Origin of the sequence: Buchnera aphidicola (Kaburagia rhusicola ensigallis), assembly GCA_039830025.1 — a bacterium.
Lineage (GTDB): Bacteria > Pseudomonadota > Gammaproteobacteria > Enterobacterales > Enterobacteriaceae > Buchnera_B > Buchnera_B aphidicola_AW.
Genome location: CP140040.1, coordinates 586060 through 609688, shown reverse-complemented (window position 1 = coordinate 609688; position 23629 = coordinate 586060). Strand labels below are relative to the sequence as shown.

Genomic DNA, 23629 nt, shown 5'->3' with positions numbered 1-23629 from the left:
TTTAAACATTATTGTTAAGATATGATTTTTTATATTTCTTATAATAAATGTATTTTTATACATACATTTATTATAAGAAATTTAAGATAATCATTTGCAATTTTTAAAAAACTATTTTGTAAAGGAACAAACAATTATGCCAAAGTATCGTTCTTCAACAACTACTCAAGGACGCAATATGTCGGGAGCGAGATCATTATGGAGAGCTACAGGCATGACTGATTTAGATTTTAGTAAGCCTATTATTGCAGTTGTGAATTCTTTTACTGAATTTGTTCCTGGACATATTCATTTACGAACGTTAGGTAAACTTGTTTCTAATGAAATTCATGCAGAAGGAGGAGTGGCTAAAGAATTTAATACTATTGCTATAGATGATGGAATTGCTATGGGACATTCCGGAATGTTGTATTCTCTTCCATCTCGCGAATTAATAGCAGATTCTGTAGAATATATGATTAATGCGCATTGTGCAGACGCTATGATATGTATTTCAAATTGTGATAAAATTACTCCAGGTATGTTGATGGCAGCTATGCGTTTAAATATTCCATCTGTATTTATTTCTGGTGGACCAATGGAGTCTGGACGAATTAATATAAAAGGAAAAGTTAAAAAATTGGATTTAATAGATGCTATTGTACATAGTGCTAACCCAGATATTTCAGATGATTTAGTTAATGAAATCGAGCATTCTGCTTGTCCTACTTGTGGTTCTTGTTCTGGTCTATTTACTGCTAATTCTATGAATTGTCTTACGGAAGTACTAGGTTTATCGTTACCTGGTAATGGTACATTATTAGCAACACATATAGATAGAAAAAAATTGTTTATTGAATCAGGAAAATTAATCGTTAAAATAACTAAAGAGTATTATGAGCATAATAATCAAAATGTGTTACCTCGAAATATAGCTTCAAAAGAAGCTTTTTTAAATGCTATGACTTTAGATATTGCTATGGGTGGATCCACGAATACTATATTACATTTGTTAGCAGCCGCTCAAGAAGGGAAAATTAACTTTAGAATGTCAGATGTTGACGTTTTATCTAGAAAAACTCCTCATTTATGCAAAATAGCTCCAAATAGTCCTATATATCATATGGAAGATTTTCATCGTTCTGGTGGAGTAATGGGTTTACTTGCAGAATTAAATCGTATTTGTTTATTAAATAAAAATACATACAATATACTTGGATTAAATTTGGAAGAAACATTAAACAAATATGATATTTTAACAACAAAAGATAAAAATGTTATAGATATGTTTCATGCAGGCCCTTTTGGAAAAAAAACAGTGCAACCATTTACTCAAGCATATAAATGGAAATCACTAGATAAAGATCGTCAATATGGATGTATTCGATCTTATCAGTTTGCTTTTAGTCATGATGGAGGATTAGCTATATTATATGGTAATATTGCAAAAAATGGTTGTGTTGTTAAAACTGCTGGAGTTAAAAAACAAAATTTAGTGTTTAGAGGTAATGCAATCGTATTTGAAAGTCAAGAAGATGCAGTAACAGCAATTCTAAAAGGAAAAATTAAAAAAGGTAGTGTCATTGTTATACGTTATGAAGGTCCAAAAGGAGGCCCTGGTATGCAAGAAATGTTGTATCCTACTACTTATTTAAAGGCAATGGGTTTACATGAATGTTGTGCTTTAATAACAGATGGTCGATTCTCTGGAGGTACTTCTGGCTTATCTATAGGACATATTTCTCCTGAAGCAGCTAGTAAGGGAAATATTGCTTTAATTGAAAATAATGATGTTATTGATATTGATATACCTCGTCGTGTTATACATTTGAATATTACTCAAGATGAACTATCATTGAGAACAGAAAAAGAATGTAAAAGAAAGCAATCATCTTATACTCCTAAATTTCGGAAACGTTATATATCGTCTGCATTGAAAATGTATGCATTGTTTGCTACAAGTGCAGATCAGGGTGCGATTAGAAAAATATAATTTTTAAATTTATTTTTTTTGAGTTAATTATTTTTTAGTATAACGAAATTTTTTAGTTTCTTACATGTGTAATTTTTTTTATTTTATTAAATAATGGATTTTTTATGAAAAATTATTTCAATTTACTTAATTTTCGTCAAAAATTAAGTAATCTGCAACAATGTCAATTGATAGAAAAACGTTTTTTTTCTGAAAAAAGCAACGTTTTAAAAAATAAAAATATCGTTATTGTCGGATGTGGTTCGCAAGGTTTAAATCAAGGTTTAAATATGCGAGATTCAGGTCTACATGTTTCTTTTGCATTACGGCATACTTCTATTTTAGAAAAAAATCAGTCTTGGATGAATGCTACTACTCATGGGTTTTTTGTAGGTACATATGAAGATATTATTCCTACAGCAGATTTAGTTATAAATTTAACTCCTGATAAACAACATAAACAAGTAGTAACATTGTTGCAAAAGTTTATGAAAAAAAACGCTGTTCTTGGTTATTCTCATGGATTTAATATCGTTGAGATGGGTCAATCTATACGAAGCGATATTACAGTAATTATGGTTGCTCCGAAATGTCCAGGAACAGAAGTAAGACAAGAATATATGCGAGGTTTCGGCGTGCCTGCTTTGATTGCTGTGCATTCTGAAAATGATCCATTTCAAATTGGACTTGATATTGCAAAATCTTGGGCTATTTCTATTGGTAGTCATCGCGCAGGCATTTTACACTCTTCTTTTGTAGCAGAAGTGAAATCAGATTTAATGGGTGAGCAGACTATTTTATGTGGGATGTTACAAGCTAGTTCTTTAGTTTTTTATGAATATCTTGTTTCTCAAAATATTAATTCAAATTATGCAGGAAAATTAGTGCAATCAGGATGGGAAGTTATTACTGAATCACTTAAACACGGTGGAATTACATTAATGCTAGACAGGTTGTCTAATACTGCGAAAATTAGAGCATGTGTTCTATCTACGCAATTAAAACGCATGTTTGCTTCTTTATTTAGAAAGCATATGGATGATATTATTTCAGGCGAATTTTCTAAATGCATGATGAATGATTGGGAAAATAATGATAAAAAATTGAAAGAATGGAGATTAGAGACACGAAATACTGATTTCGAGAAATGCAATACGTATTATAGTAATATACTAGAACAAGAATATTTTGATCATGGGTTATTGATGGTTGCGGTATTAAAGGCTGGTATTGAATTGTCATTTGAAGTTATGATTGAATCAGGAATTAAGGAAGAATCAGCATATTATGAATCTTTGCATGAATTGCCGTTAATAGCTAATACTATTTCTCGAAAACGTCTTTATGAAATGAATTTAGTCATTTCTGATACTGCTGAGTATGGAAGTTATCTTTTTGCGAATACAGCTATGCCTTTATTAAAAGAATTTGTAAATGAACTACAACCAGGTGATCTTGGAAAAAAAATTTTTGATGCAAAAGTGGACAATTTAGTCTTAAACAAGATAAACAATGATGTTAGAAATCATCCTATAGAGTTAGTTGGTAAAAAATTGAGGCAATATATGACTGATATGAAACCTATTAAAATCAGTTAATAAACATGATATTTTTCGAATTTTGTATTATGAGTATAAAATTTTAAAATAAAAAATAATATTGCTGTATGGTAATTTTAGATTAAATGTAACGTTATAAATTTTCTATGGATTTAAATATAAACCAAAATAAAGCTGTTCATTACATTTCAGGTCCTTGTTTAATATTAGCTGGAGCAGGATCAGGAAAAACACAAGTAATTATAAAAAAAATTATTCACTTAGTTGATAAATGTCATTTTAATCCAAAAAATATTTTTGCTATCACCTTTACTAATAAAGCTGCAAATGAAATGAAAAATAGAATTACTAATCAATTAGCTTCTCATGTTGTAAAGCAACTTACTGTTTCAACATTTCATGCGTTAGGATTAAATATTATTAAATGTGAACGTAATTATCTAAATATTCAATCTAATTTTTCTATCTTTGACGAACAAGATCAAATATCTGTATTAAAAAATATTACGAAAAAAAAAGATAAGACATTTTTAAAAACAGTTCGTTTTGCTATTTCTAGTTGGAAAAATAAATTGATGGATTCTTATAACGCAAAAATTAATGCGCAATCTGATTTGGAAAAAGATTATGCATCTTATTATGAATTATATGAATTATATCTCAAGTCATGTAATACATTAGATTTTGATGATTTACTTTTTTTGCCTACATTGTTGTTAAAAAGTAAAACATTTTTACAACAGAAATGGGAAAAAAAAATTCAATATTTATTAGTTGATGAATATCAAGATACTAATAGTATTCAATATGAATTAATAAAGTTGTTAAACATTAATTGTCCAAATTTTACTTTAGTAGGTGATGACGATCAATCTATTTATTCTTGGAGAGGAGCTAGAGTACATAACTTTTTATTATTAAAAACAGATTATCCAAAATTACGTATAATAAAATTAGAACATAATTATCGTTCTTCCGGTAGAATTTTAAAAATTGCAAACTATTTAATAAAAAAAAATCCACATATTTTTGAAAAAAAATTATTTTCTAACTTAGAATATGGATCTATTGTAAATATAATATCTGCTAAAAATGAAGAAGAAGAAGCTAAATTAGTACTAAGAAGAATATTAGCTCATAAGTATCTTAATACAAATAAATACCAAGATTATGCCATATTATATCGAAATAATTATCAAGTTAAAATATTTGAAAAAACATTAATAAATTTTAAAATTCCATATAATATTGTAACTAGTTCATCCTTTTTTTCTCGTCCTGAAATTAAAGATTTATTAGCATATTTAAAATTAATACTTAATCCAAATGATGATATAGCTTTTTTAAAAATAATAAATAAACCCCCTAGAGGGATAGGTATCATTACTTTAAATAAATTAAAAGAATGGAGTAAAAAGAGAAAACAAAGTTTGTTTTATTCCAGTAGTGACTTCGGTTTACAGTTTATTTTAACACCTCGCAGTTTTGATGCGCTACAAAAATTTTTGTTTTTAATCAAAACATTGACAGAAGATATTTATACCCAACCTATAGTTATGTTGAATAATCTTGTTTCTAATATAGAATATGATACATGGCTATTTAAAACTGTGAAAAGTTTAAAATTGTATGAAATTAGCATAAAAAATATGCATATGTTGTTGAATTGGATGGTTGAGTTAATAAAGAAACACAAAAATCCAGATAAATCTCATGCTCTTTCAGAAATTTTAACTCAATTTATTCTTCACAATGAGTTGGAAGATAAAAATCGTAATGGCGATAAAGTTCAATTAATGACGTTGCATGCTTCTAAAGGATTGGAGTTTGCTTATGTATTTATAGTAGGAATGGAAGAGGGAGTTTTGCCCCATAAAAGTTCTGTAAGCAACAATATAGATGAAGAACGACGATTAATGTATGTTGGTATTACTAGAGCTAAAAAAGAACTGTTTCTTAGTTATTCTGAAACGCGTTATCAGTATGGAGAAACAATTTATACTTCTCCTAGTCGGTTTTTGTTAGAATTGCCAAAAAACGATGTATTTTGGACAATAAATCCAGTTAAAGATAATATTAGAAATTTTCATAATAAAAATGTTTTTTGTATTAAAAATATACGTAAACGTTTAGAATAAATGTATGTAATTTATGCAGTTATTTTTAATATGTATTTTTTAATATAGATAATTTTATGTATAACTAATTATTTTTTGTTAAGGATCATTATGAAAGGAAATATAATTAATTTAAATGATGAAAACTTTAATGAAAAAGTTTTGGAATCTAATAAGACAGTATTAGTTGATTTTTGGGCGAATTGGTGCCATCCGTGCAAAATATTATCTCCTATTTTAGAAGAAATATCTATAGAATATAATCAGAATTTAATTATTGCAAAAATAGATATTGATGCTAATCCTAATATTGCGCCTAAATATTCAATTAGAGGAATTCCTGCATTATTGTTATTTCAAAAAGGTAAATTAATAGCTACTAAAATTGGTTCTTTGTCTAAAAGTCAGTTAAAAGATTTTTTGGATACTAATTTAAAACACACATAAAATTCGTATTCTTATTTTAAATATTAAAATTTTTTAAAACTTATAGATTTAATACTACCAGTATGGTAGTATTAAATGTTGCTTAATTTTGAAATATTGTAAACAACAAATTAGTTCTATATGGGTTATTTTATTTGTTTTATTCTATATGTCAAATATCATTTCGAAATCGATTCTGATTTTACTAAGAACCTATCATTATGAATCTTACTGCATTAAAAAATATACCAGTTTCTGAATTAATCATTCTTGGTGATAATGCAGGATTGGAAAATTTAGCACGTATGAGAAAACAAGATATTATTTTTTCCATATTAAAACAACATGCAAAAAGTGGAGAAGATATATTTGGAGACGGTGTTTTAGAAATTTTACAAGATGGATTTGGTTTTTTGCGTTCTTCTGATAGTTCGTATTTAGCAGGTCCTGATGACATTTATGTTTCTCCTAGTCAAATTCGGAGATTTAATTTACGAACAGGTGATACTATTTCTGGTAAAATTCGTCCTCCAAAAGAAGGTGAAAGATATTTTGCATTATTGAAAGTTAATAAAGTAAATTATGATAAACCTGAAAATGCTAGGAGTAAAATTTTATTTGAAAATTTAACTCCTTTGCATGCTAATTCTCGTTTGCGAATGGAAAGGGGTAATGGTTCTACTGAAGATTTAACCGCACGAGTATTAGATTTAGCATCTCCTATTGGAAGAGGACAAAGAGGTTTGATTGTAGCCCCTCCTAAAGCTGGTAAAACAATGCTTTTACAAAATATAGCGCAAAGTATTGCTTACAATCATCCTGATTGTGTTTTAATGGTTTTGCTTATAGATGAAAGACCAGAAGAAGTAACTGAAATGTGTAGATTAGTTAAAGGAGAAGTAGTTGCTTCTACATTTGATGAACCAGCTTCTAGACATGTGCAAGTGGCAGAAATGGTAATTGAAAAAGCAAAAAGATTGGTAGAACATAGAAAAGATGTTATTATATTGTTAGATTCTATTACAAGATTGGCTAGAGCTTATAATACTGTAGTACCAGCATCAGGTAAAGTATTAACAGGTGGAGTAGATGCAAATGCTTTGCATAGACCTAAGCGTTTTTTTGGTGCTGCGCGTAATGTAGAAGAAGGAGGTAGTTTAACTATCATAGCAACAGCATTAATCGATACGGGTTCAAAAATGGATGAAGTGATTTATGAAGAATTTAAAGGAACAGGAAATATGGAACTACCTTTATCAAGAAAAATAGCAGAAAAACGTGTTTTTCCAGCAATTGATTATAATAGATCAGGAACGAGAAAAGAAGAATTATTGACTCAACCTGATGAATTACAAAAGATGTGGATTTTGCGAAAAATAATCCATCCTATGAGTGAAATTGACGCTATGGAGTTCTTAATAGACAAGTTGGCAATGACTAAAACTAATAATGAATTTTTTGATATGATGAAACGTTCTTAATTTTTTTAGTAACTGTTAATGTTATTTTTTAGTAATCATGAATTAAATGCTATCAATTGATATTTAAAATTAGGTTATTTTAGAATCATTATTTAGATTTATAAATTGAATATAAAAAATATCATTATAATAGATAATTTTTTATATTCAATTTTTTCGATATATTTATAGATTTAAATAATTTTAAATTGATTGAAATATGCAATAAAATATGTTAGTTTAAAAATCTAGATTGTAAATAAATAAAATATTTATAGCATAAAATAATACTTTACATTATAAACAAGAAGCGTTCGTAGCTCAGTTGGATAGAGCGCTACCCTCCGAAGGTAGAGGTCTCAGGTTCAAATCCTGTCGAACGCAAATATTGATTTTAAATTTTGTAATATTTTTTATTTACTTTACATCTATTATGGTGGCCATAGCTCAGTTGGTAGAGTCCTGGATTGTGATTCCAGATGTCATGGGTTCGAATCCCATTGGTCACCCCATTTAATATTTTATTAGTTTTTTGTTCAAAAACATTTATCTCGGTGAGTAGCGCAGTTTGGTAGCGCAACTGGTTTGGGACCAGTAGGTCAGAGGTTCAAATCCTCTCTCACCGAAGTTTATTTTTTTAGAATAGTATTATTTCAGTAATAAATAATTAATTATTAATAATTGGTTATTTATTTTTTTTTGAACTTTTATTGAGTTTGCAATGTGTGCATTTTTTACGCGTTCTTTATATTTCTATATTTAATATATTTGAGATTATTTCAATTTTTATTTTATTATTTTTTGAATTACAAAAAGAACTATAATGACTTATTACGATTATGAATAATTATTTTATTATACAATATTTTTAGATAGTTAATTAATTTTTTTATTTTGCTTTTTAAGATTTGCAAAAAATGTATCTAATGCTTATTTTAAATAAAATTTTATGAATGTAGTTCATTTTTTAATTTTTTGTAACATTTATAATTTAATAAATATTGCTTATTTTTTTGGATAAAATTTTTAAAGAATTTTTTTTGATTATTGAATTTATGCTAAATGATGTTTATTATTACAGCAATAATTTATATAAGTATTAATTAGTACTTTATGTAATGTGTGTTATATTTTTGAAATTTTATTTTTTTGAATTTAGCTATACAAGATTGTAGTTGTACTATTATAATCGCCTTTTAAATTAAGATTAATAGAAAATTTGCTTTAATACGTATGGATATTCATTTAAATATTAAATTTTTCTAATTTATATTTAATAAATTTTTACTAAAAAATTTTTAAGATATATTTTTTAGTAATTTTTTATATCGTTTAGTGTTTTATGCAAGTATGTATTTTTAAAGATGTATTGATAGTTTTGAAGTGGTTTAGTAGCATATCGTTGTTTAAAATAGTTTTTTATTTAGTTATGAAAGAATTTATTAATGTCTTATCGTACGTTTAAATTGGAAAATTTAATGTTTTCATGGGTTTGATTTGAACACGATTTTCCTAAAACATACCAGAATTCTTGTTGAGTACGATTACATATCCATTGAGGTTTTTTGTATTCAAAATGGTATCCTAAATCGTGTGTAGCTAACCAAACTTGGTGTAATGGTTCTTGTTTATTAATAATAATTCTTTTTTTATTTTCAAAAGTTATTGTTATTACATTATAATTTTTTTCATAATCAATGTCTGATTTTCCTCTATAATTATCAATATTGTATTCTATCGAAAGAAATAGTTGATCAGTTAATTTATGAAAGTTAAAATTGTTCATCATATATGTTTCTTTTTTCATTATAGTTTTTTAAAAATTTGTATGAAATATAACAATAGTATTATTATAAATAATATACAAGGAAAATGTTTTCACTTGATGTAGTTAATATAAAAAATAAAACGTTTTATAATGTTATTTAAAACGTATAGTACTTTCAAATAAATTATAATTGAATTATATTGTTAAAATAGTACAATTTATTATATTGAAAATAGGAATAAATACAATGATGTTATCTAAAAAAAAATGCGGATAAATTTTTCTAAAATGCATGGATTGGAAAATGATTTTATAGTTTTAAATAATATTGTGGGTAATTTATATTTTACGCCTCAAATTATACAATGTTTATCCCATCGACGTACAGGAATTGGTTTTGATCAATTATTAATGTTAGAATCCCCTATAAAAGAAAAAACGGATTTTCATTATCGTATTTTTAATGCAAATGGAATGGAGGTATCGCAATGCGGAAATGGTGCTCGATGCTTGGCGTTATTTTTAATATTAAATAAAATTGTTAAGAAGAAAATAATTTGTGTTAGTACTAACACTAGGATAATGATTTTACGTATATTAAAAAATCAACAAGTGTGCGTAGATATGGGTGTTCCATTATTTAAACCACAATATATACCTTATTTAGGATTTAGTATTAAAAATTATTTTTCTACTTTAATTTTAGGGAAAACAATAAAATATTATATTGCTTCAATGGGTAACCCTCATTGTATTATTATTGTAAAAGACGTTACAAATTATCCAGTAAAAGAAGTTGGTTCTATTCTGAGTATTCATAAATTGTTTCCTGAAGGAGTAAATGTTGGTTTTATGGAAATTGTATCAACAACACAAATCTTGCTTCGAGTTTACGAAAGAGGAGTAGGGGAAACACGATCATGCGGTAGTGGTGCTTGTGCTGCTGTTGCAGTAGGAATTAAGGAAAAAATATTGTCTAGAAAAGTTCAAGTAGATTTATTGGGTGGGCAATTGAAAATATATTGGAATGGACATTTAGAGCATTTATATATGATAGGTTCAGCTACGCATGTGTATGATGGATATTTTTGTTTATGATGTTACTATAGATTTTTAAATAATATATTTTTATTAATATGCATGATGTACATTTCTTTTTTATATGTTAGTGTAAAAATTTTTCAAATGGAGAAGTATAGTATAATTACCAAGAAAGACTCGATATATACAATATTTCTTTTAGATGATATAAAAATTTTAAATATAATATTTCTAAATATATTTAAAATATTTGATTAAGAATTGTATCCTTAAAAAGGAATATATTTTGCATTTTTTAAATAAAAAATTGATTTTAAAGAATCAACGTCATATTAGTAAATATAAAGATATGCAAATTCAAGAAAGTATAAATGATAATAAATATTATATAGAAAAAGGTACAAAAAAGTTTATAGAAGTAACAATTTCTTTTTTTTTAGCAGGTTTTGCAACATTTTCTATTTTATATTGTGTGCAGCCTATTTTATTTTTATTCTCTAAGAGTTTTTCTTTAACCCCTGCAGAAAGTAGTTTGTCGTTATCATCTTCTACTGCTATGATGGCAATAGGTATGTTATTTACAGGTCCATTATCAGATAGAATAGGCAGAAAGAAAGTTATGTCTATCTCTTTATTACTGGCAACTTTTTTTACTTTTTGTTGTTCTCAAATGAGTAGTTGGGAAAATATTATATTTATGAGAGCCCTAACAGGGTTAGCATTAAGCGGTGTAGCAGCTGTAGCTATGACATATCTCAGCGAAGAAATACATCCAAGTACTTTATCGTTTTCTATGGGATTATATATTAGTGGAAATACTATTGGTGGTTTTTTTGGTAGATTTTTGAGTAGTTTTTTAGCAGAAAGTTTTTCATGGAGATTAGCATTAGAGTGGATTAGTATTTTAGCGTTTATTTTTTCAGTTTTTTTTATATATTTATTACCACATTCAGAAAATTTTCGTTCTGTTTCGTTACATCCCCGAAAGATTTTTACTCATTTTATATTACAATGGAAAAACCCTGTTTTATCTAAATTATTTATGATGGGGTTTCTTTTAATGGGTAGTTTTATTACAATTTTTAATTATATTGGATATAGATTGTTGTCCAAACCATTTTATGTAGATCATAATACGATAGGTATGTTATCAATTATTTATTTAATAGGTGTATACAGTTCTCCTAAAGCAGGTATTCTTATTAAAAAATATACTAAAGGTATCATGCTAATATCATCTTTAATCATGATGATTATCGGTATTTTAATTTCGCAATGGAATGAAATAATTTTAGTTGTATTAGGCTTAATATTTTTTGCAGCTGGATTTTTTGCAGCACATTCCGTGACTAGTACGTGGATAGGACAACATGGAAATAACAATAAGGGTTATACTTCATCTATTTATTTGTTTTCATATTATTTAGGATCTAGTGTTTTAGGTACAATTAGTGGCATGTTTTGGATAATGGGAAAATGGATAGGAATTTCAGTTTTTGTTATTATTGCTTTATGTATTGGAATCATATTAGCAATACGATTAAATAGTATAACTTACAATATAAGAAAACAATAGTATTTTCAAACTAACTTTATTAAATTATTAATATTTATAAAATATTTTTTATAAGGTATTTATGAAATAATACAACGTTTATTTTGTAATTAATGTCATTATTTTTATATAATATTTACATTTATTTTGATTGTATATAATTATCTCTTTCTCTATCTAGATTTCTCGCAGATAATGAATTAAATCTATATCTTTAAAAATGGTTTAAGGATTATGTCTTTTCTGTTTTCTTATTCGAATTATAATAGTAATTTTTTAATAATTATTGCTTTTTTAATGATTTTATCATATGAAGTAATTAATGGTTTTCATGATTCTGCTAATGCCATAGCTACTATAATTTATACTCATACACTTAGTTCAGAGTTAGCTGTTATAGTTTCTGGAATTTTTAATTTTTTAGGAGTCATGTTTGGAGGATTGAGTGTTGCTTATACTATCGTACATCTTCTCTCTATTGACTTATTATTAAATATTAATTCGTTACATGGTTTAAAAGCTATTTTTTCTATTTTATTTGCTGCTATGTTATGGAATTTATGTACGTGGTTTTTTTATTTACCTACTTCTAGTTCTCATACATTGATTGGAACCATTATTGGAATTAACATTACTTATGCTATAAGTAATCATTTTTCTATTATTAACTCTTTTAATTTTAGTAAATTATTAAATGTATTTTTATCTTTGATCATTTCTCCAATATTAGGTCTAGTATTTTCTGGAATTTTAGTTTTACTTTTTCAACGTTTTTGGAAGATTAGTAACAATAATAGTTGTTATTATACTACTAATACAATTCAAAATAGTTATGATCAGTATCATCAACATGTTAGTCCTCCATTTTTAGTTAAAACTGTATTAATTTTATCTTCAATAGGAGTTAGTTATTCGCATGGAGCAAATGACGGTCAAAAAGGAATTGGATTAATTATGTTAGTTTTAATATGTCTTTTTCCATCTGAATATTTTGTAAATTTAAATGCATCGCAATGCGATATCCATCAAACTAAAAGTTCTGTTTTAAATTTAAAAAAATATTATATGCATAATAAATTTAGTTTACAAAAAAGTATAGATATTATGTCTCAACGCGCAACAGATATTAAATTAACGTCTTTTAAACGATCTTCTGATGAAAAAATATTAGAAATTTGTCATTATACATATAATTTATTGCAAGGCAAATCAAGTTATACAGAATTAAATATCGATCAACGTTATAGATTACGTCAGTCATTACTTTATATTACTGAATTTATAGATATAGTTAATCAAGATTTTATGATTAAATCCAACGACAAACGTTTTTTAAATAATTTGAAAAAAGATTTGTCATATACTATTGAATATGCTCCTATATGGATAATTGTATTGGTAGCATTATCATTGTCTATTGGAACTGTTATAGGGTGGAGAAGAATAGCAATGACATTTGGAGAAAAAATTGGAAAGAAAAATATGACATATGCACAAGCTATGGCATCTCAATTAACATCTGCTATTTCTATAGGTACAGCTAGTTATACTGGAATCCCGGTTTCAACTACTCATATTGTTTCTTCGTCTATTACTGGAACTATATTGATTAATGGAGATGAAGTACAAATGCGTACTATAAAAAATATTATTGTTGCTTGGATATTAACTTTTCCTATTTCTATGATATTGTCTAGTAGTTTATATTGGATTAGTTTAAAATTTATTAGTTAAAATTTATAAAATCAGTATAATAATGCATGTTACCACTGTTTAATTTCAGATAAACGTTGAAATTTTAATGTTTATCTGACAGTCTGTAATAATTAAATTTTTTAATAAAAATGTATTATTATGCAGAAATAGGTGTATAATGTTAACGATCTAATAAGACTTTTTATTACATTTTTTAATATTTAGTATTTAAAGACTTTTGATTTAATAATTTGTTGACGTTTTAAAATTTTTATTTATATAATGAATTAATTTTTTATATTTTTAAAATTTAATTTATTTTAGTACAATAATTTACTAGATACCAATTTCTCAAAGTTTATTACGTTTCTATTTTATTGTTATCATAAATATATAATATTATTAAGTTAATTTATGATACGGTCAAATTCATAATATATTATAAAATATATTTTTAACATAATATTTAACATTTTGAATTCTTGTTTTTCGTCTTGAATTAATAGTTTAAATTTTGATCAAATAAATAGAATATTAATAGATACAATTAAATGTATTATCATATATAAATGCATACCTTAAAATAATAGTTAATGAAAAATGAGATTTTTTTAAGGTTTTAAGTAAATTTTAAAAAGTTAATGTGTTTAAAACGGTTAGTTATTTTTATTTTTTAAATATTTTCAATAAAGTTTAATACAAAACTTGACTAAAAAATTAAATTAAAGTAAAAGTAACTAATAAAAAGAGTTAGAGGACGTAATATTATGTCATCAATGTCAGTTGTAGATAGTGTACAATCTGTAAATGTGAATAAAAACACACACCCTCAAGATATTTCAAAAAATAAAAATGCTGTTTATTTTCCTTCTAAACAAAACGATATAGTGCAATTATCTTCTTATCAGGACGACGTTAATGTCACGTATCCTGATGCTTCTAATAGTCAAATTATAGATTTTCCAATGGATGCTACCATGATCCGTGATTTTTCATTAATAAATGAAGATTCACAAAAAACAGATCAATTAAAAGGTTTTGCTTCATTTCTTGTTCCTGCTTTTGCCTTTGTCAAAAGAATTACGCCAGATTTTGTTTTGCCAAGTATGTTACAATTTAATTTTACTCCTTTATCGAATTTTTTTGATTCAATATTAAGTTCAGTATCAGATACTTGCGCATTAATATATGATACTGGAGAACAGGCTTTTAATGCAACTGTTAAATTTATAAAAAATACCAGTGAGTCTGTATTTAACACTTCTGTAGATTTTGGAAAAAGTGTAATATCTACTGTTACTGATTTGTATAATAGTTTGACTTCTAGTTCAGATGATTCTGAAATTCAATCTAATAGTATACCTGTAGCAGATAGTTCTACTCAAGTTAACGAAAAAATAGAAAGTGAAAATTTTAAAAAACCTTATTGGTATGCTTTAAATAAAACCAGCGATGGCAAGGATCAAATATTTTTAGGAAATAAATTTCAAAATTATTTTAATCAATTGCGACAAACTTCTCAATTAAATGATAGTTTTCTTTTTGAAGGTGATGATTCTGTATTACAAGTTAATGGACAACAAATTTCTAATTATTCTCCAGAAGAAATGTTAAATAATTTTAAATATGCAGTTCCTAACTTAGAATCAAGACAATTAATTTCTGCATATTCTAATAAAGATTTGTTTTCTAAACCATATACTGAACTGTTTTCTATACGTCCAGAATTAGCTGATTTAAAAGTGCAAGATGTAAAAACGTCTTATGTTATTGATGAATTAAATGATGGGACATTTCAACTTGTTGCTACTAGTAAATCAAAGTTAGATTCAAGTCATAAGATAGATGGAAATATGCATGATTCCTTTGGATTACAAGCATCAACAATTTTATCTAAAGATAAAATTTCAGATATAGAATATGCGTATTTTTTAATGTAATGTTTAGTAAATAAGTATCTATTCAGATATGTTGTTATGTTTTTAAAGTGTTGGAGTATATAAAATGTCTTTAATTTATATACTCCATTTTTATTATATTTTAGTTTTATACGTGATGTGTAATCAAAAATAGTATTTATTTATAATATTTTACTTTTTTGTACTTTTTTAATAAAGCATTTTGTACTAGTTTTGGAATATAATCTTTTGCATTTCCCCCGTATTTAACGATTTCTTTTATTAATGATGAAGAAATACAAGCGAATTTTGGAGATGGAAAAAATAAAATATTTTCTAAATTTGGAGCTAGTTTTTTATTTATGGTAAACATTTTTAATTCATATTCAAAGTCTAATGATGTTCGAATTCCTCGGATTATATAATTTGTTTTTTCAGTTTGAGTAATATGAACCAGTAGACTTTTAAAACTTATAATTTTTGTGATATCTTTAAATTTGTAAGTAGCTTGTTTTATTAATTTTATACGTTCTTTTATATTAAATAGGGTTTGTTTGTCAGAATCTTCAAAAACAGCAACTATAATAAAATTAAATATTTTTGTTGCTTTCTTTAGGATATCTAAATGACCATAGGTAATTGGATCGAATGTGCCAGGATAAATTGCTTTTTTTTTTCATGGATTACAATGTTTATAGATTATTTTATTAGTGTATAAAATGTTAAAATACATCTTTAAAAATGATTATAATAAGAAAATTAATTGATAGTTTTTATCAATATTATCAATGTATTTAATGAGTACGATTTGTTATTAATGTATAATTTTTAATCATTTTATTATAGTATTTAATCTTTTTAGTTGATGATTTACAAACTTTAAAAATGTGTATAATGATATTTTAAATAAAAAATTGCTTAAATAAGTTTTTAAATAGTATTTTTAAAATTTTTTATGGTATGAATTTAAACATTAAGGTTGCATTAATTTTCATGTATGGTAGATTTTTTATATAGTATAGAATAATATTTTACCAGTAGTTTTCGCTAGTAATTTGACCTGGACTTTTTCGAAGATGTTTTTTCATTTCTCTATTTTCTATAAGAAATTTTTTTGTATCTTTTACCATGTTGGGATTTCCACATAACATCACATGACATGTGTTTTTGTTAATTTTAAATCCTAGTTTATTTTCTAGCATGTTGTTTTCTAGTAATTTTGGAATTCTTCCATGTAACGAAAAACTGGTTATTTCTCGGCTTATAATTATTTGTATATGTAATTTTCCATCATATTTTTTTTTTAATTTGCTAATTAAAGGTAAATATATTAAATCATTGTAATATCGTACTGCATGTACGAGTATAATATTTTTAAATTTGCTAGTATTTTTTTTATTTTTTAAAATAGAAAGATAAGGACCAACTCCTGTTCCAGTAGCAAACATCCATAGGTTTTTACAGCATGGGATTTCGTTTAAAATAAAAAATCCTAGTGCTGTTTTTCTAATCATTATTTTATCCATGTATGATAAGCAATGCAACTTGGGAGTTAATTGACCTTGTGGTATCAGTGTTATATAGAATTCTAAATTAATATCTTCAGGCGCATTGACATATGAATATGCTCTTTGAATTTTTTTTCCATTTTTTTGAATGTACAATAGTCTAGTGAATTGTCCTGGAATAAAGGGATGAATAGATGCATTTAAAACTAAACTGAATAAAGTATTGTTCCATTTTTTAATTTTTATTATTTTAGCTGTAGTCCAATCGTCCATATTATATGCCCCTATTTAATATTATTATACATAGATTTATAAAGTGTCGTATCATTCGCAAATGGTAATTAATTTTATATATTAGATATAAAATTAATTGACTCAATAAAACTATATTTTTTTGAATATAGATTTAAATTATATTTATCATTATAAGTGAAAGTTTGGTAATTCAATGTAAAAAATAAAAGTAATAATTTTAAAAATATTTGTATCTAGTAAAATATTTCTTTTTTTAATTTTATTAATAGGATAACATATTTTATAATTACTATTATTCTCTATGTTTAAAATTTATAAATATATTTTATTTAATCAAACATATCGCAACATTAAATTTTTTAGTATTTTGGTGTTTTTAAATGTTATATATAAAATTATATGTAAAAATAATTGATAACATCATGTAATATCATATTGAACAATTTTAACATTAAAATATTTAAATAAGTCTAATTTATTGTTGTCATAGATCATGTGTTATAATTTTTTGTATAATCATAAGATAACTATATTAGTGTAATAGAAATGCAACATAATGTTTTGCAAATATTTACACTGAATATAGATGTAAAATAATATGAAACAACATAAAAAAATAAATAAACATCTTAATAAAATGGATGTTTTGAAAGTTGAAGCGCAGTACCAATCGAATCCAACAGCTATTTTCCATCATATTTGTCGTGGAAAAAATAATACATTACTTTTAGAATCAGCTGAAATTAATAAAAGGCGTAATTTAGAAAGTATGATGATTATAGATTCTGCTTTACGAATTTCAGCATTAAACCAAATAGTAAAATTAGAAGCATTAACGAAAAATGGAGAGGATTTATTACCTATTTTTAAATCTTTATTACCAAAAGAAGTAAAAATATTATCTTATAGAAAATGTTTAAGAGTGCAATTTCCTGAGATTCCAAAAAATATAGATGAAGATCAAAAATTACATGTATTATCTGTATTAGATTCAATACGGTTTTTAATAAAAAGTGTTGCAAATAATAATATGGATTCTAAATCTATGTTTTTTGGAGGTTTATTTGCATACGATTTAGTATCTCATTTTGAGTCATTACCAAAATTAAAAACAACTCAATCTTGTCCCGATTTTTGTTTTTATTTAGCTGAAACGTTATTAGTTTTAAATCATAAGAAAAAAACTTGTTATATACAAGCTAGTATATTTTCTATGGATATTTTTGAAAAGAGTAGGTTAAAATATAGATTATTAGAAGTAAAAAAGCAACTGTCTCAATATTTGCATTTATTAAAACCTGTAATGTTAAAAAAAATGGTTTTAAAATATAACAAAACAGATCGAGAGTATAGTAATATTATTAAAAACATGCAAAAATCAATATTGATTGGAGATGTTTTTCAAGTAGTTCCTTCGAGACGGTTTTATTTACCATGTATTAATTCATTAGCTGCTTACGATGTATTGAAAAAGAATAATCCTAGTCCATATATGTTTTTCATGCGAGATACTAATTTTACTTTATTTGGAGCATCTCCAGAAAGCGCTTTAAAATATGATGAATCATCTAGACAGATTGAGATTTATCCTATTGCAGGAACTAGACCAAGAGGGAGAAAAATAGATGGATCTTTAGATTTAGATTTAGATAGCAGAATAGAATTAGAAATGCGTACTAATCATAAAGAATTATCTGAACATTTAATGTTGGTAGATTTAGCTCGTAATGATTTAGCTAAAATTTGTGATCCAGGTACTCGCTATGTAGCAGATTTAACCCAAGTAGATCGCTATTCTCATGTGATGCACTTAGTTTCTAGAGTAGTAGGAAGACTAAGATCTAATTTAGATGCATTTCATGCATATCAAGCATGCATGAACATGGGGACTTTAAGCGGTGCTCCTAAAATTCGAGCAATGGAATTAATTGCTAATGTAGAAGGAGAAAAAAGAGGCAGTTATGGAGGATCTATAGGATATTTTACTGCTTCAGGGTCTTTAGATACATGCATTGTAATTAGATCTGCATATGTTGAACATAATATTGCTACTATTCAAGTAGGAGCGGGAATAGTTTTAGATTCTATACCAAAATCAGAAGTAGATGAAAGTAAAAATAAAGCTCAAGCAGTATTACAAGCAATTGCTGAATCGCACTCTTGTCATATAGAGTATTGATAATGAATAATGTACTTTTATTAGATAATATTGATTCGTTTACTTATAATTTAGTTGATCAACTTCGAACTAACAATCATAGTGTTGTTATTTATCGTAATACAACTCCTATTGATATTATTTTAAAAAAAATTTCTAAAATGTTTAATCCAGTGTTAATGTTATCTCCAGGTCCTGGAAATCCTGATAATGCAGGCTGTATGCCTGATTTATTAAAAGAAATGCGAGGAAAGATTCCAATTGTTGGTATTTGTTTAGGACATCAAGCTATTGTAAAGATGTATGGAGGAAACATAGAATATGCTGGAGAAATATTACATGGAAAATCTTCTTTAATTACGCATGACGAAAAAGCAATGTTTTTTGGCATGCCTAATCCTTTTTCTGTAGCGCGGTATCATTCTCTTATTTGTAGTAATGTTCCTAAAACATTGATTGTAAATGCTTATTATAATAATATGGTAATGGCTGTTCGTAACGATAGTGAAAAAATTTGTGGCTTTCAATTTCATCCTGAATCTATATTAACTACACAAGGTGCAGAGTTTTTGAAGAAAGTAATGGTATGGATTTCGGAATAAATAAATTTATATTTCTATAAAATTTTTATATAATGCATTATATAAGGTAAATTTTACGTAATTGAGTTGTTTGTTTATTGATATCTGGAAATATTTTGTCTTATAAAGTATATTAACATTTTATGTTTTAGTTAGTATTATAGTTTTCATTATAAGGGTTTTTAAAAAATAGATTATTTGAATAAATGAGATATTATTATAATAATCTGTATGTAAGCATTAAAAATTTTTATGATATTATTTAACTTAAATGATAGAATTATTAAAAATTATTGTTGCATAAATTCAGAAAAATTTTTAATAATTCTAAAACATAAATATTTTTTTTCTTTTATAAGTTTAATTAAAAGTATTTTTTTAATATAAAAATAAAAATAGCAATATTTTTATAAGGAAATTAATTAATGATTTTTGAAACGTTTTCGAAATTAGAAGAAAAAATACAACAAGCTATTGATACTATTTTGTTATTACAAATGGAAGTAAAAGAACTAAAGGAAAAAAATGATGATCAAAAACAAGAAATTGATTTAATATTATCAAATGGTGTTAAATTGGAAGAAGAAAATAAAAAATTAAAAGAAGAAAGAGATATTTGGAAAGATATGCTAAATGGATTATTGAGTAAAATAAATAATATGTAAAATTTTTTATATGATTTATTAAAATTATTGAAAGATAGTGTATTATGTACATATATTATTCATGCATAAAATTATTACATATTATATCTTGAATATTTAAATTAATATTTATTTTTAACATAATTTTTAAATGAATAACATTTCTTTTTTACAAGTACAATATCTTTCCTATCTTTATGCCTAAGATAGGAAAGTGATTCATTTCTTATTAAAAAATTACTCATTGAAATAATTAAAGAATAAATCGGTTTAGATCATTGTTTAAAACAAGGTTGTCTAAATGTTCACTTACATATTTTTCGTCTATATTAATTGTTAATTCATTTTCATTGTCACTAGCATTAAATGAAATATCTTCCATTAAATGCTCTAATACAGTATATAGTCGACGAGCTCCAATGTTTTCTATTGACTCATTTACTTTCCATGCTGCTTCAGCAATATGTCGAATTCCTTCTTTAGTAAAGTTTATTTGAACTTTTTCTGTTTGCATTAAAGCTTTGTATTGGACAGTGATTGACGCTTTTGGTTCTGTTAAGATTAATTCAAAATCGTCAATTGTTAATGCTTGTAATTCTACTCTGATTGGAAGTCGGCCTTGTAGTTCTGGAATTAAATCTGAAGGGGTAGCAATTTGAAAAGCTCCTGATGCGATAAATAAAATATGATCTGTTCTGACCATACCATGCTTAGTAGAAATTGTACAACCTTCAATTAATGGTAACAAATCACGTTGCACTCCTTCTCGCGAAATGTCAGGTCCTGTTGATCCTCTATTTTTGCATATTTTGTCGATTTCATCAATAAATACAATTCCATGTTGTTCTACTGCATAGATTGCTTCTCGTTTGAGTACTTCTAAATTAATTAATTTGGTTGATTCTTCTTCTATTAGTAATTTCATTGCATCTTTAATTTTTAGTTTCTTGATATTTTTTTTCCTACCTCCCAAATTTTGGAATAATGATTGTAATTGATTAGTTAGCTCTTCCATTCCTGGTGGAGCCATGATTTCTACCCCCATGGGTGCTGTAGAAATGTTTATTTCAATTTCTTTTTCATCCAATTGTCCTTCTCGTAATTTTTTTTTAAATAATTGAATAGCTGCAGTAGGTTTATTAGATATTTCTGATTCTTTCCATTCTTTTTCAATAGTAGGAACTAAAACATTTAAAATGCGTTCTTCTGCCATTTCTTTTGCTTTGTTTTTATTTTTTTTAAATGCTTGATTGCGTATCATTTTTATGGATAGTTCTGTTAGATCTCTAATGATTGAATCTACTTCTTTTCCTACATATCCTATTTCTGTAAATTTTGTAGCTTCTACTTTAATAAATGGAGCCTTAGCTAATGTTGCTAATCGTCTAGCAATTTCTGTCTTTCCTACTCCAGTAGGACCTATCATTAGAATATTTTTTGGTGTTACTTCAGATCTTAATTCTTTTTTTAATTTCATACGACGCCAGCGATTTCGTAAAGCAATGGCTACAGCTCGTTTTGCTTTTTCTTGGCCGATTATGAATCGATTAAGTTCTGTAACTATTTCGCGGGGAGTCATGTCTGACATAAAGATAATCCTTACTTTTCTGAAGTTAGTTCTTTAATAGTAAAAACATCATTTGTGTATATGCAAATTTTAGAGGTAATTTTAAGTGCTGCTTTTACGATCTGTTTTGCAGTAAGAGAAGTGTTTTCTAACATTGCTTGCGCTGCTGCTTGCGCATAAGGACCACCGGAACCGATAGCCATAAGATCGTTTTCTGGTTGAATTATATCTCCGTTCCCTGTAATAATAAATGATTTTTCTTTATTTGCTACTGCGAGCAAAGCTTCGAGCTTACGTAATATTTTATCAGTACGCCAATCTTTAGCTAATTCAATTGCTGCGCGTTGTAGGTGTCCTTGATACATTAATAACTTTTTTTCAAATAATTCAAACAACGTAAATGCATCAGCTGTTCCTCCAGCAAATCCTGCAATGACCTTATCATGATATAATGTTCTTACTTTTTTAACATTACTTTTCATAATAGTATTACCCAATGTTGCTTGTCCATCTCCTCCAATAACTACTTTTTTTTTAAGGCGCACACCAATAATAGTTGTCATAAAATGTATTTCCTTATATACACTTTGATCACATTAAATGTTAATGGTTAAATTTTAACATTTGTAAGAAGAACGTTTAAAATATTTATTGTTGTAATTGTTTTGTATACTATATTTAATAGTTTATTTTTTTACAGAAAAAGTTATTGTTTGTGCTATATGTATGATGTTTTTAGTTTTTTCATTTTTAAAAACAGTAGTTAAGACTGATTAATGTTTTTGATAGGTTATATGAGCAAACACAATATACTAAATACAAACATTATTGCATTAGTTTAATCAGTTAGGTTATTCATATGTTATTTATTTTAAATGAATAAATCATATATTCACGTGTCATTTTTCAACTCATACATGTATTTCCATTTTTCTCTAGGTTGTTTGGGAATACTATCTATGTTTCTTTTTTTTAGTTCTTTAGTTTTTAAAAAACTACTTTTATTTTGTAATATTTTTTGTCCAAATAATATATTGATTGATATGATTAATGATAATATTATAATTGATATTAGCATGGTAATTATAACAATGTTATTAGTTTTAGTATTATTTTTTTTTAGAGTAGTATGCTTAAATGTATTATAGAATAAAAAATCTTTGTTAATCATTTTTTAAAAATGTTATATTGTTTGGAATAAATGTATTATTTTTAATTAAAAATAAATATAAAACAAATTATTTTTTAGGTAATATTTATTTTTAAAAATTTATTAGATAAATGTATATTATAAAATTTAAAAATAAGTATATTAATTTCAGTAGTTTTAAATATATAATAGCAGCATACTTATTTAAAAAAAATAACTTTTTTTGTTCATGATTGTTGATATTATTGTGTTCCATTAAAGTTCGTTTTTTAAAAGTATATTGCGGTATTAAAATT

At 25.7% G+C, this 23629-nt stretch carries 17 protein-coding genes, 3 tRNA genes and 1 pseudogene; 15 read left to right on the top strand and 6 right to left on the bottom strand.

The genetic code is table 11. The features are described 5' to 3' along the window. Nucleotides 1–136 precede the first annotated feature (136 nt). The 8 genes from ilvD (at nucleotide 137) to U0T55_02735 (ending at nucleotide 8139) form a co-directional block, all read left to right on the top strand. Entirely contained in the window at nucleotides 137–1972 is a 1836-nt protein-coding gene (ilvD, locus tag U0T55_02770) for a dihydroxy-acid dehydratase (protein ID XBC42812.1), read from the top strand. A gap of 104 nt (nucleotides 1973–2076) precedes the next feature. Next, nucleotides 2077–3549 carry a ketol-acid reductoisomerase gene (ilvC, locus tag U0T55_02765; GenBank protein ID XBC42811.1) on the top strand — a complete coding sequence of 491 codons (1473 nt, stop codon included), beginning with the start codon at nucleotides 2077–2079 and terminating at the stop codon, nucleotides 3547–3549. 107 nt (nucleotides 3550–3656) lie between these two features. Beyond that, the gene (locus tag U0T55_02760; GenBank protein XBC42810.1) at nucleotides 3657–5648 is read left to right on the top strand and encodes a 3'-5' exonuclease; all 1992 of its coding nucleotides are present in this window, start codon (nucleotides 3657–3659) and stop codon (nucleotides 5646–5648) included. A 90-nt stretch (nucleotides 5649–5738) separates the two neighbouring features. Then, nucleotides 5739–6074 (top strand): thioredoxin TrxA, encoded by a 336-nt coding sequence (gene trxA / locus U0T55_02755; protein XBC42809.1) that lies wholly within the window; start codon nucleotides 5739–5741, stop codon nucleotides 6072–6074. Between the two features lie 200 nt (nucleotides 6075–6274). Further along, nucleotides 6275–7534: a transcription termination factor Rho gene (gene rho / locus U0T55_02750; GenBank protein ID XBC42808.1), complete on the top strand. Its 1260-nt coding sequence runs from the start codon at nucleotides 6275–6277 to the stop codon at nucleotides 7532–7534. Nucleotides 7535–7823: 289 nt separating this feature from the next. After that, nucleotides 7824–7897: transfer RNA gene (locus tag U0T55_02745), tRNA-Arg, on the top strand. A 52-nt stretch (nucleotides 7898–7949) separates the two neighbouring features. Continuing rightward, nucleotides 7950–8025, top strand: a tRNA-His gene (locus U0T55_02740). Nucleotides 8026–8065: 40 nt separating this feature from the next. Continuing rightward, nucleotides 8066–8139, top strand: a tRNA-Pro gene (locus U0T55_02735). Nucleotides 8140–8963: 824 nt separating this feature from the next. Here the strand turns inward: U0T55_02735 and cyaY are convergent. Then, nucleotides 8964–9299: an iron donor protein CyaY gene (gene cyaY, locus U0T55_02730; protein XBC42807.1), complete on the bottom strand. Its 336-nt coding sequence runs from the start codon at nucleotides 9297–9299 to the stop codon at nucleotides 8964–8966. A gap of 255 nt (nucleotides 9300–9554) precedes the next feature. Here cyaY and dapF point away from each other — a divergent pair, with 255 nt between their 5' ends. The 4 genes from dapF (at nucleotide 9555) to U0T55_02710 (ending at nucleotide 15512) form a co-directional block, all read left to right on the top strand. Continuing rightward, nucleotides 9555–10379 carry a diaminopimelate epimerase gene (gene dapF, locus U0T55_02725; GenBank protein ID XBC43086.1) on the top strand — a complete coding sequence of 275 codons (825 nt, stop codon included), beginning with the start codon at nucleotides 9555–9557 and terminating at the stop codon, nucleotides 10377–10379. Between the two features lie 229 nt (nucleotides 10380–10608). Next, nucleotides 10609–11898, top strand: a complete 1290-nt coding sequence (locus U0T55_02720; GenBank protein XBC42806.1) for an MFS transporter — start codon at nucleotides 10609–10611, stop codon at nucleotides 11896–11898. Between the two features lie 213 nt (nucleotides 11899–12111). Then, a complete protein-coding gene (locus tag U0T55_02715; protein XBC42805.1) occupies nucleotides 12112–13611 on the top strand; it encodes an inorganic phosphate transporter in 1500 nt (499 codons plus the stop codon). A 728-nt stretch (nucleotides 13612–14339) separates the two neighbouring features. After that, entirely contained in the window at nucleotides 14340–15512 is a 1173-nt protein-coding gene (locus tag U0T55_02710) for a hypothetical protein (protein ID XBC42804.1), read from the top strand. A 136-nt stretch (nucleotides 15513–15648) separates the two neighbouring features. On the opposite strand, the gene coaD is transcribed toward U0T55_02710, so the two are convergent. Both coaD and U0T55_02700 read right to left on the bottom strand, forming a co-directional pair. Further along, nucleotides 15649–16089: a pantetheine-phosphate adenylyltransferase gene (gene coaD, locus U0T55_02705; GenBank protein ID XBC43085.1), complete on the bottom strand. Its 441-nt coding sequence runs from the start codon at nucleotides 16087–16089 to the stop codon at nucleotides 15649–15651. Nucleotides 16090–16501: 412 nt separating this feature from the next. Continuing rightward, nucleotides 16502–17251 (bottom strand): ferredoxin--NADP(+) reductase, encoded by a 750-nt coding sequence (locus U0T55_02700; GenBank protein ID XBC42803.1) that lies wholly within the window; start codon nucleotides 17249–17251, stop codon nucleotides 16502–16504. A 580-nt stretch (nucleotides 17252–17831) separates the two neighbouring features. On the opposite strand from U0T55_02700, the gene U0T55_02695 reads away from it, so the two are divergent. The 3 genes and pseudogenes from U0T55_02695 (at nucleotide 17832) to zapB (ending at nucleotide 20637) form a co-directional block, all read left to right on the top strand. Further along, entirely contained in the window at nucleotides 17832–19412 is a 1581-nt protein-coding gene (locus U0T55_02695) for an anthranilate synthase component 1 (GenBank protein ID XBC42802.1), read from the top strand. 2 nt (nucleotides 19413–19414) lie between these two features. Further along, nucleotides 19415–19981: pseudogene (locus U0T55_02690) on the top strand (gamma-glutamyl-gamma-aminobutyrate hydrolase family protein). Nucleotides 19982–20397: 416 nt separating this feature from the next. Further along, nucleotides 20398–20637, top strand: a complete 240-nt coding sequence (gene zapB / locus U0T55_02685) for a cell division protein ZapB (GenBank protein ID XBC42801.1) — start codon at nucleotides 20398–20400, stop codon at nucleotides 20635–20637. Nucleotides 20638–20869: 232 nt separating this feature from the next. On the opposite strand, the gene hslU is transcribed toward zapB, so the two are convergent. The 3 genes from hslU to U0T55_02670 form a co-directional block, all read right to left on the bottom strand. After that, nucleotides 20870–22204 (bottom strand): HslU--HslV peptidase ATPase subunit, encoded by a 1335-nt coding sequence (gene hslU, locus U0T55_02680; GenBank protein ID XBC42800.1) that lies wholly within the window; start codon nucleotides 22202–22204, stop codon nucleotides 20870–20872. 11 nt (nucleotides 22205–22215) lie between these two features. Further along, nucleotides 22216–22746 (bottom strand): ATP-dependent protease subunit HslV, encoded by a 531-nt coding sequence (gene hslV, locus U0T55_02675; GenBank protein XBC42799.1) that lies wholly within the window; start codon nucleotides 22744–22746, stop codon nucleotides 22216–22218. Between the two features lie 329 nt (nucleotides 22747–23075). Next, a complete protein-coding gene (locus U0T55_02670) occupies nucleotides 23076–23354 on the bottom strand; it encodes a hypothetical protein (protein XBC42798.1) in 279 nt (92 codons plus the stop codon). Between the last annotated feature and the right edge of the window lie 275 nt (nucleotides 23355–23629).

What these genes read in the sequence shown, in the direction of transcription:
- ilvD (XBC42812.1), top strand. Translation starts at nt 137, where the DNA reads ATGCCAAAGTATCGTTCTTCAACAACTACTCAAGGACGCAATATGTCG.
- ilvC (XBC42811.1), top strand. Translation starts at nt 2,077, where the DNA reads ATGAAAAATTATTTCAATTTACTTAATTTTCGTCAAAAATTAAGTAAT.
- U0T55_02760 (XBC42810.1), top strand. Translation starts at nt 3,657, where the DNA reads ATGGATTTAAATATAAACCAAAATAAAGCTGTTCATTACATTTCAGGT.
- trxA (XBC42809.1), top strand. Translation starts at nt 5,739, where the DNA reads ATGAAAGGAAATATAATTAATTTAAATGATGAAAACTTTAATGAAAAA.
- rho (XBC42808.1), top strand. Translation starts at nt 6,275, where the DNA reads ATGAATCTTACTGCATTAAAAAATATACCAGTTTCTGAATTAATCATT.
- cyaY (XBC42807.1), bottom strand. Translation starts at nt 9,299, where the DNA reads ATGAACAATTTTAACTTTCATAAATTAACTGATCAACTATTTCTTTCG.
- U0T55_02715 (XBC42805.1), top strand. Translation starts at nt 12,112, where the DNA reads ATGTCTTTTCTGTTTTCTTATTCGAATTATAATAGTAATTTTTTAATA.
- U0T55_02710 (XBC42804.1), top strand. Translation starts at nt 14,340, where the DNA reads ATGTCATCAATGTCAGTTGTAGATAGTGTACAATCTGTAAATGTGAAT.
- U0T55_02700 (XBC42803.1), bottom strand. Translation starts at nt 17,251, where the DNA reads ATGGACGATTGGACTACAGCTAAAATAATAAAAATTAAAAAATGGAAC.
- U0T55_02695 (XBC42802.1), top strand. Translation starts at nt 17,832, where the DNA reads ATGAAACAACATAAAAAAATAAATAAACATCTTAATAAAATGGATGTT.
- zapB (XBC42801.1), top strand. Translation starts at nt 20,398, where the DNA reads ATGATTTTTGAAACGTTTTCGAAATTAGAAGAAAAAATACAACAAGCT.
- hslU (XBC42800.1), bottom strand. Translation starts at nt 22,204, where the DNA reads ATGTCAGACATGACTCCCCGCGAAATAGTTACAGAACTTAATCGATTC.
- hslV (XBC42799.1), bottom strand. Translation starts at nt 22,746, where the DNA reads ATGACAACTATTATTGGTGTGCGCCTTAAAAAAAAAGTAGTTATTGGA.
- U0T55_02670 (XBC42798.1), bottom strand. Translation starts at nt 23,354, where the DNA reads ATGATTAACAAAGATTTTTTATTCTATAATACATTTAAGCATACTACT.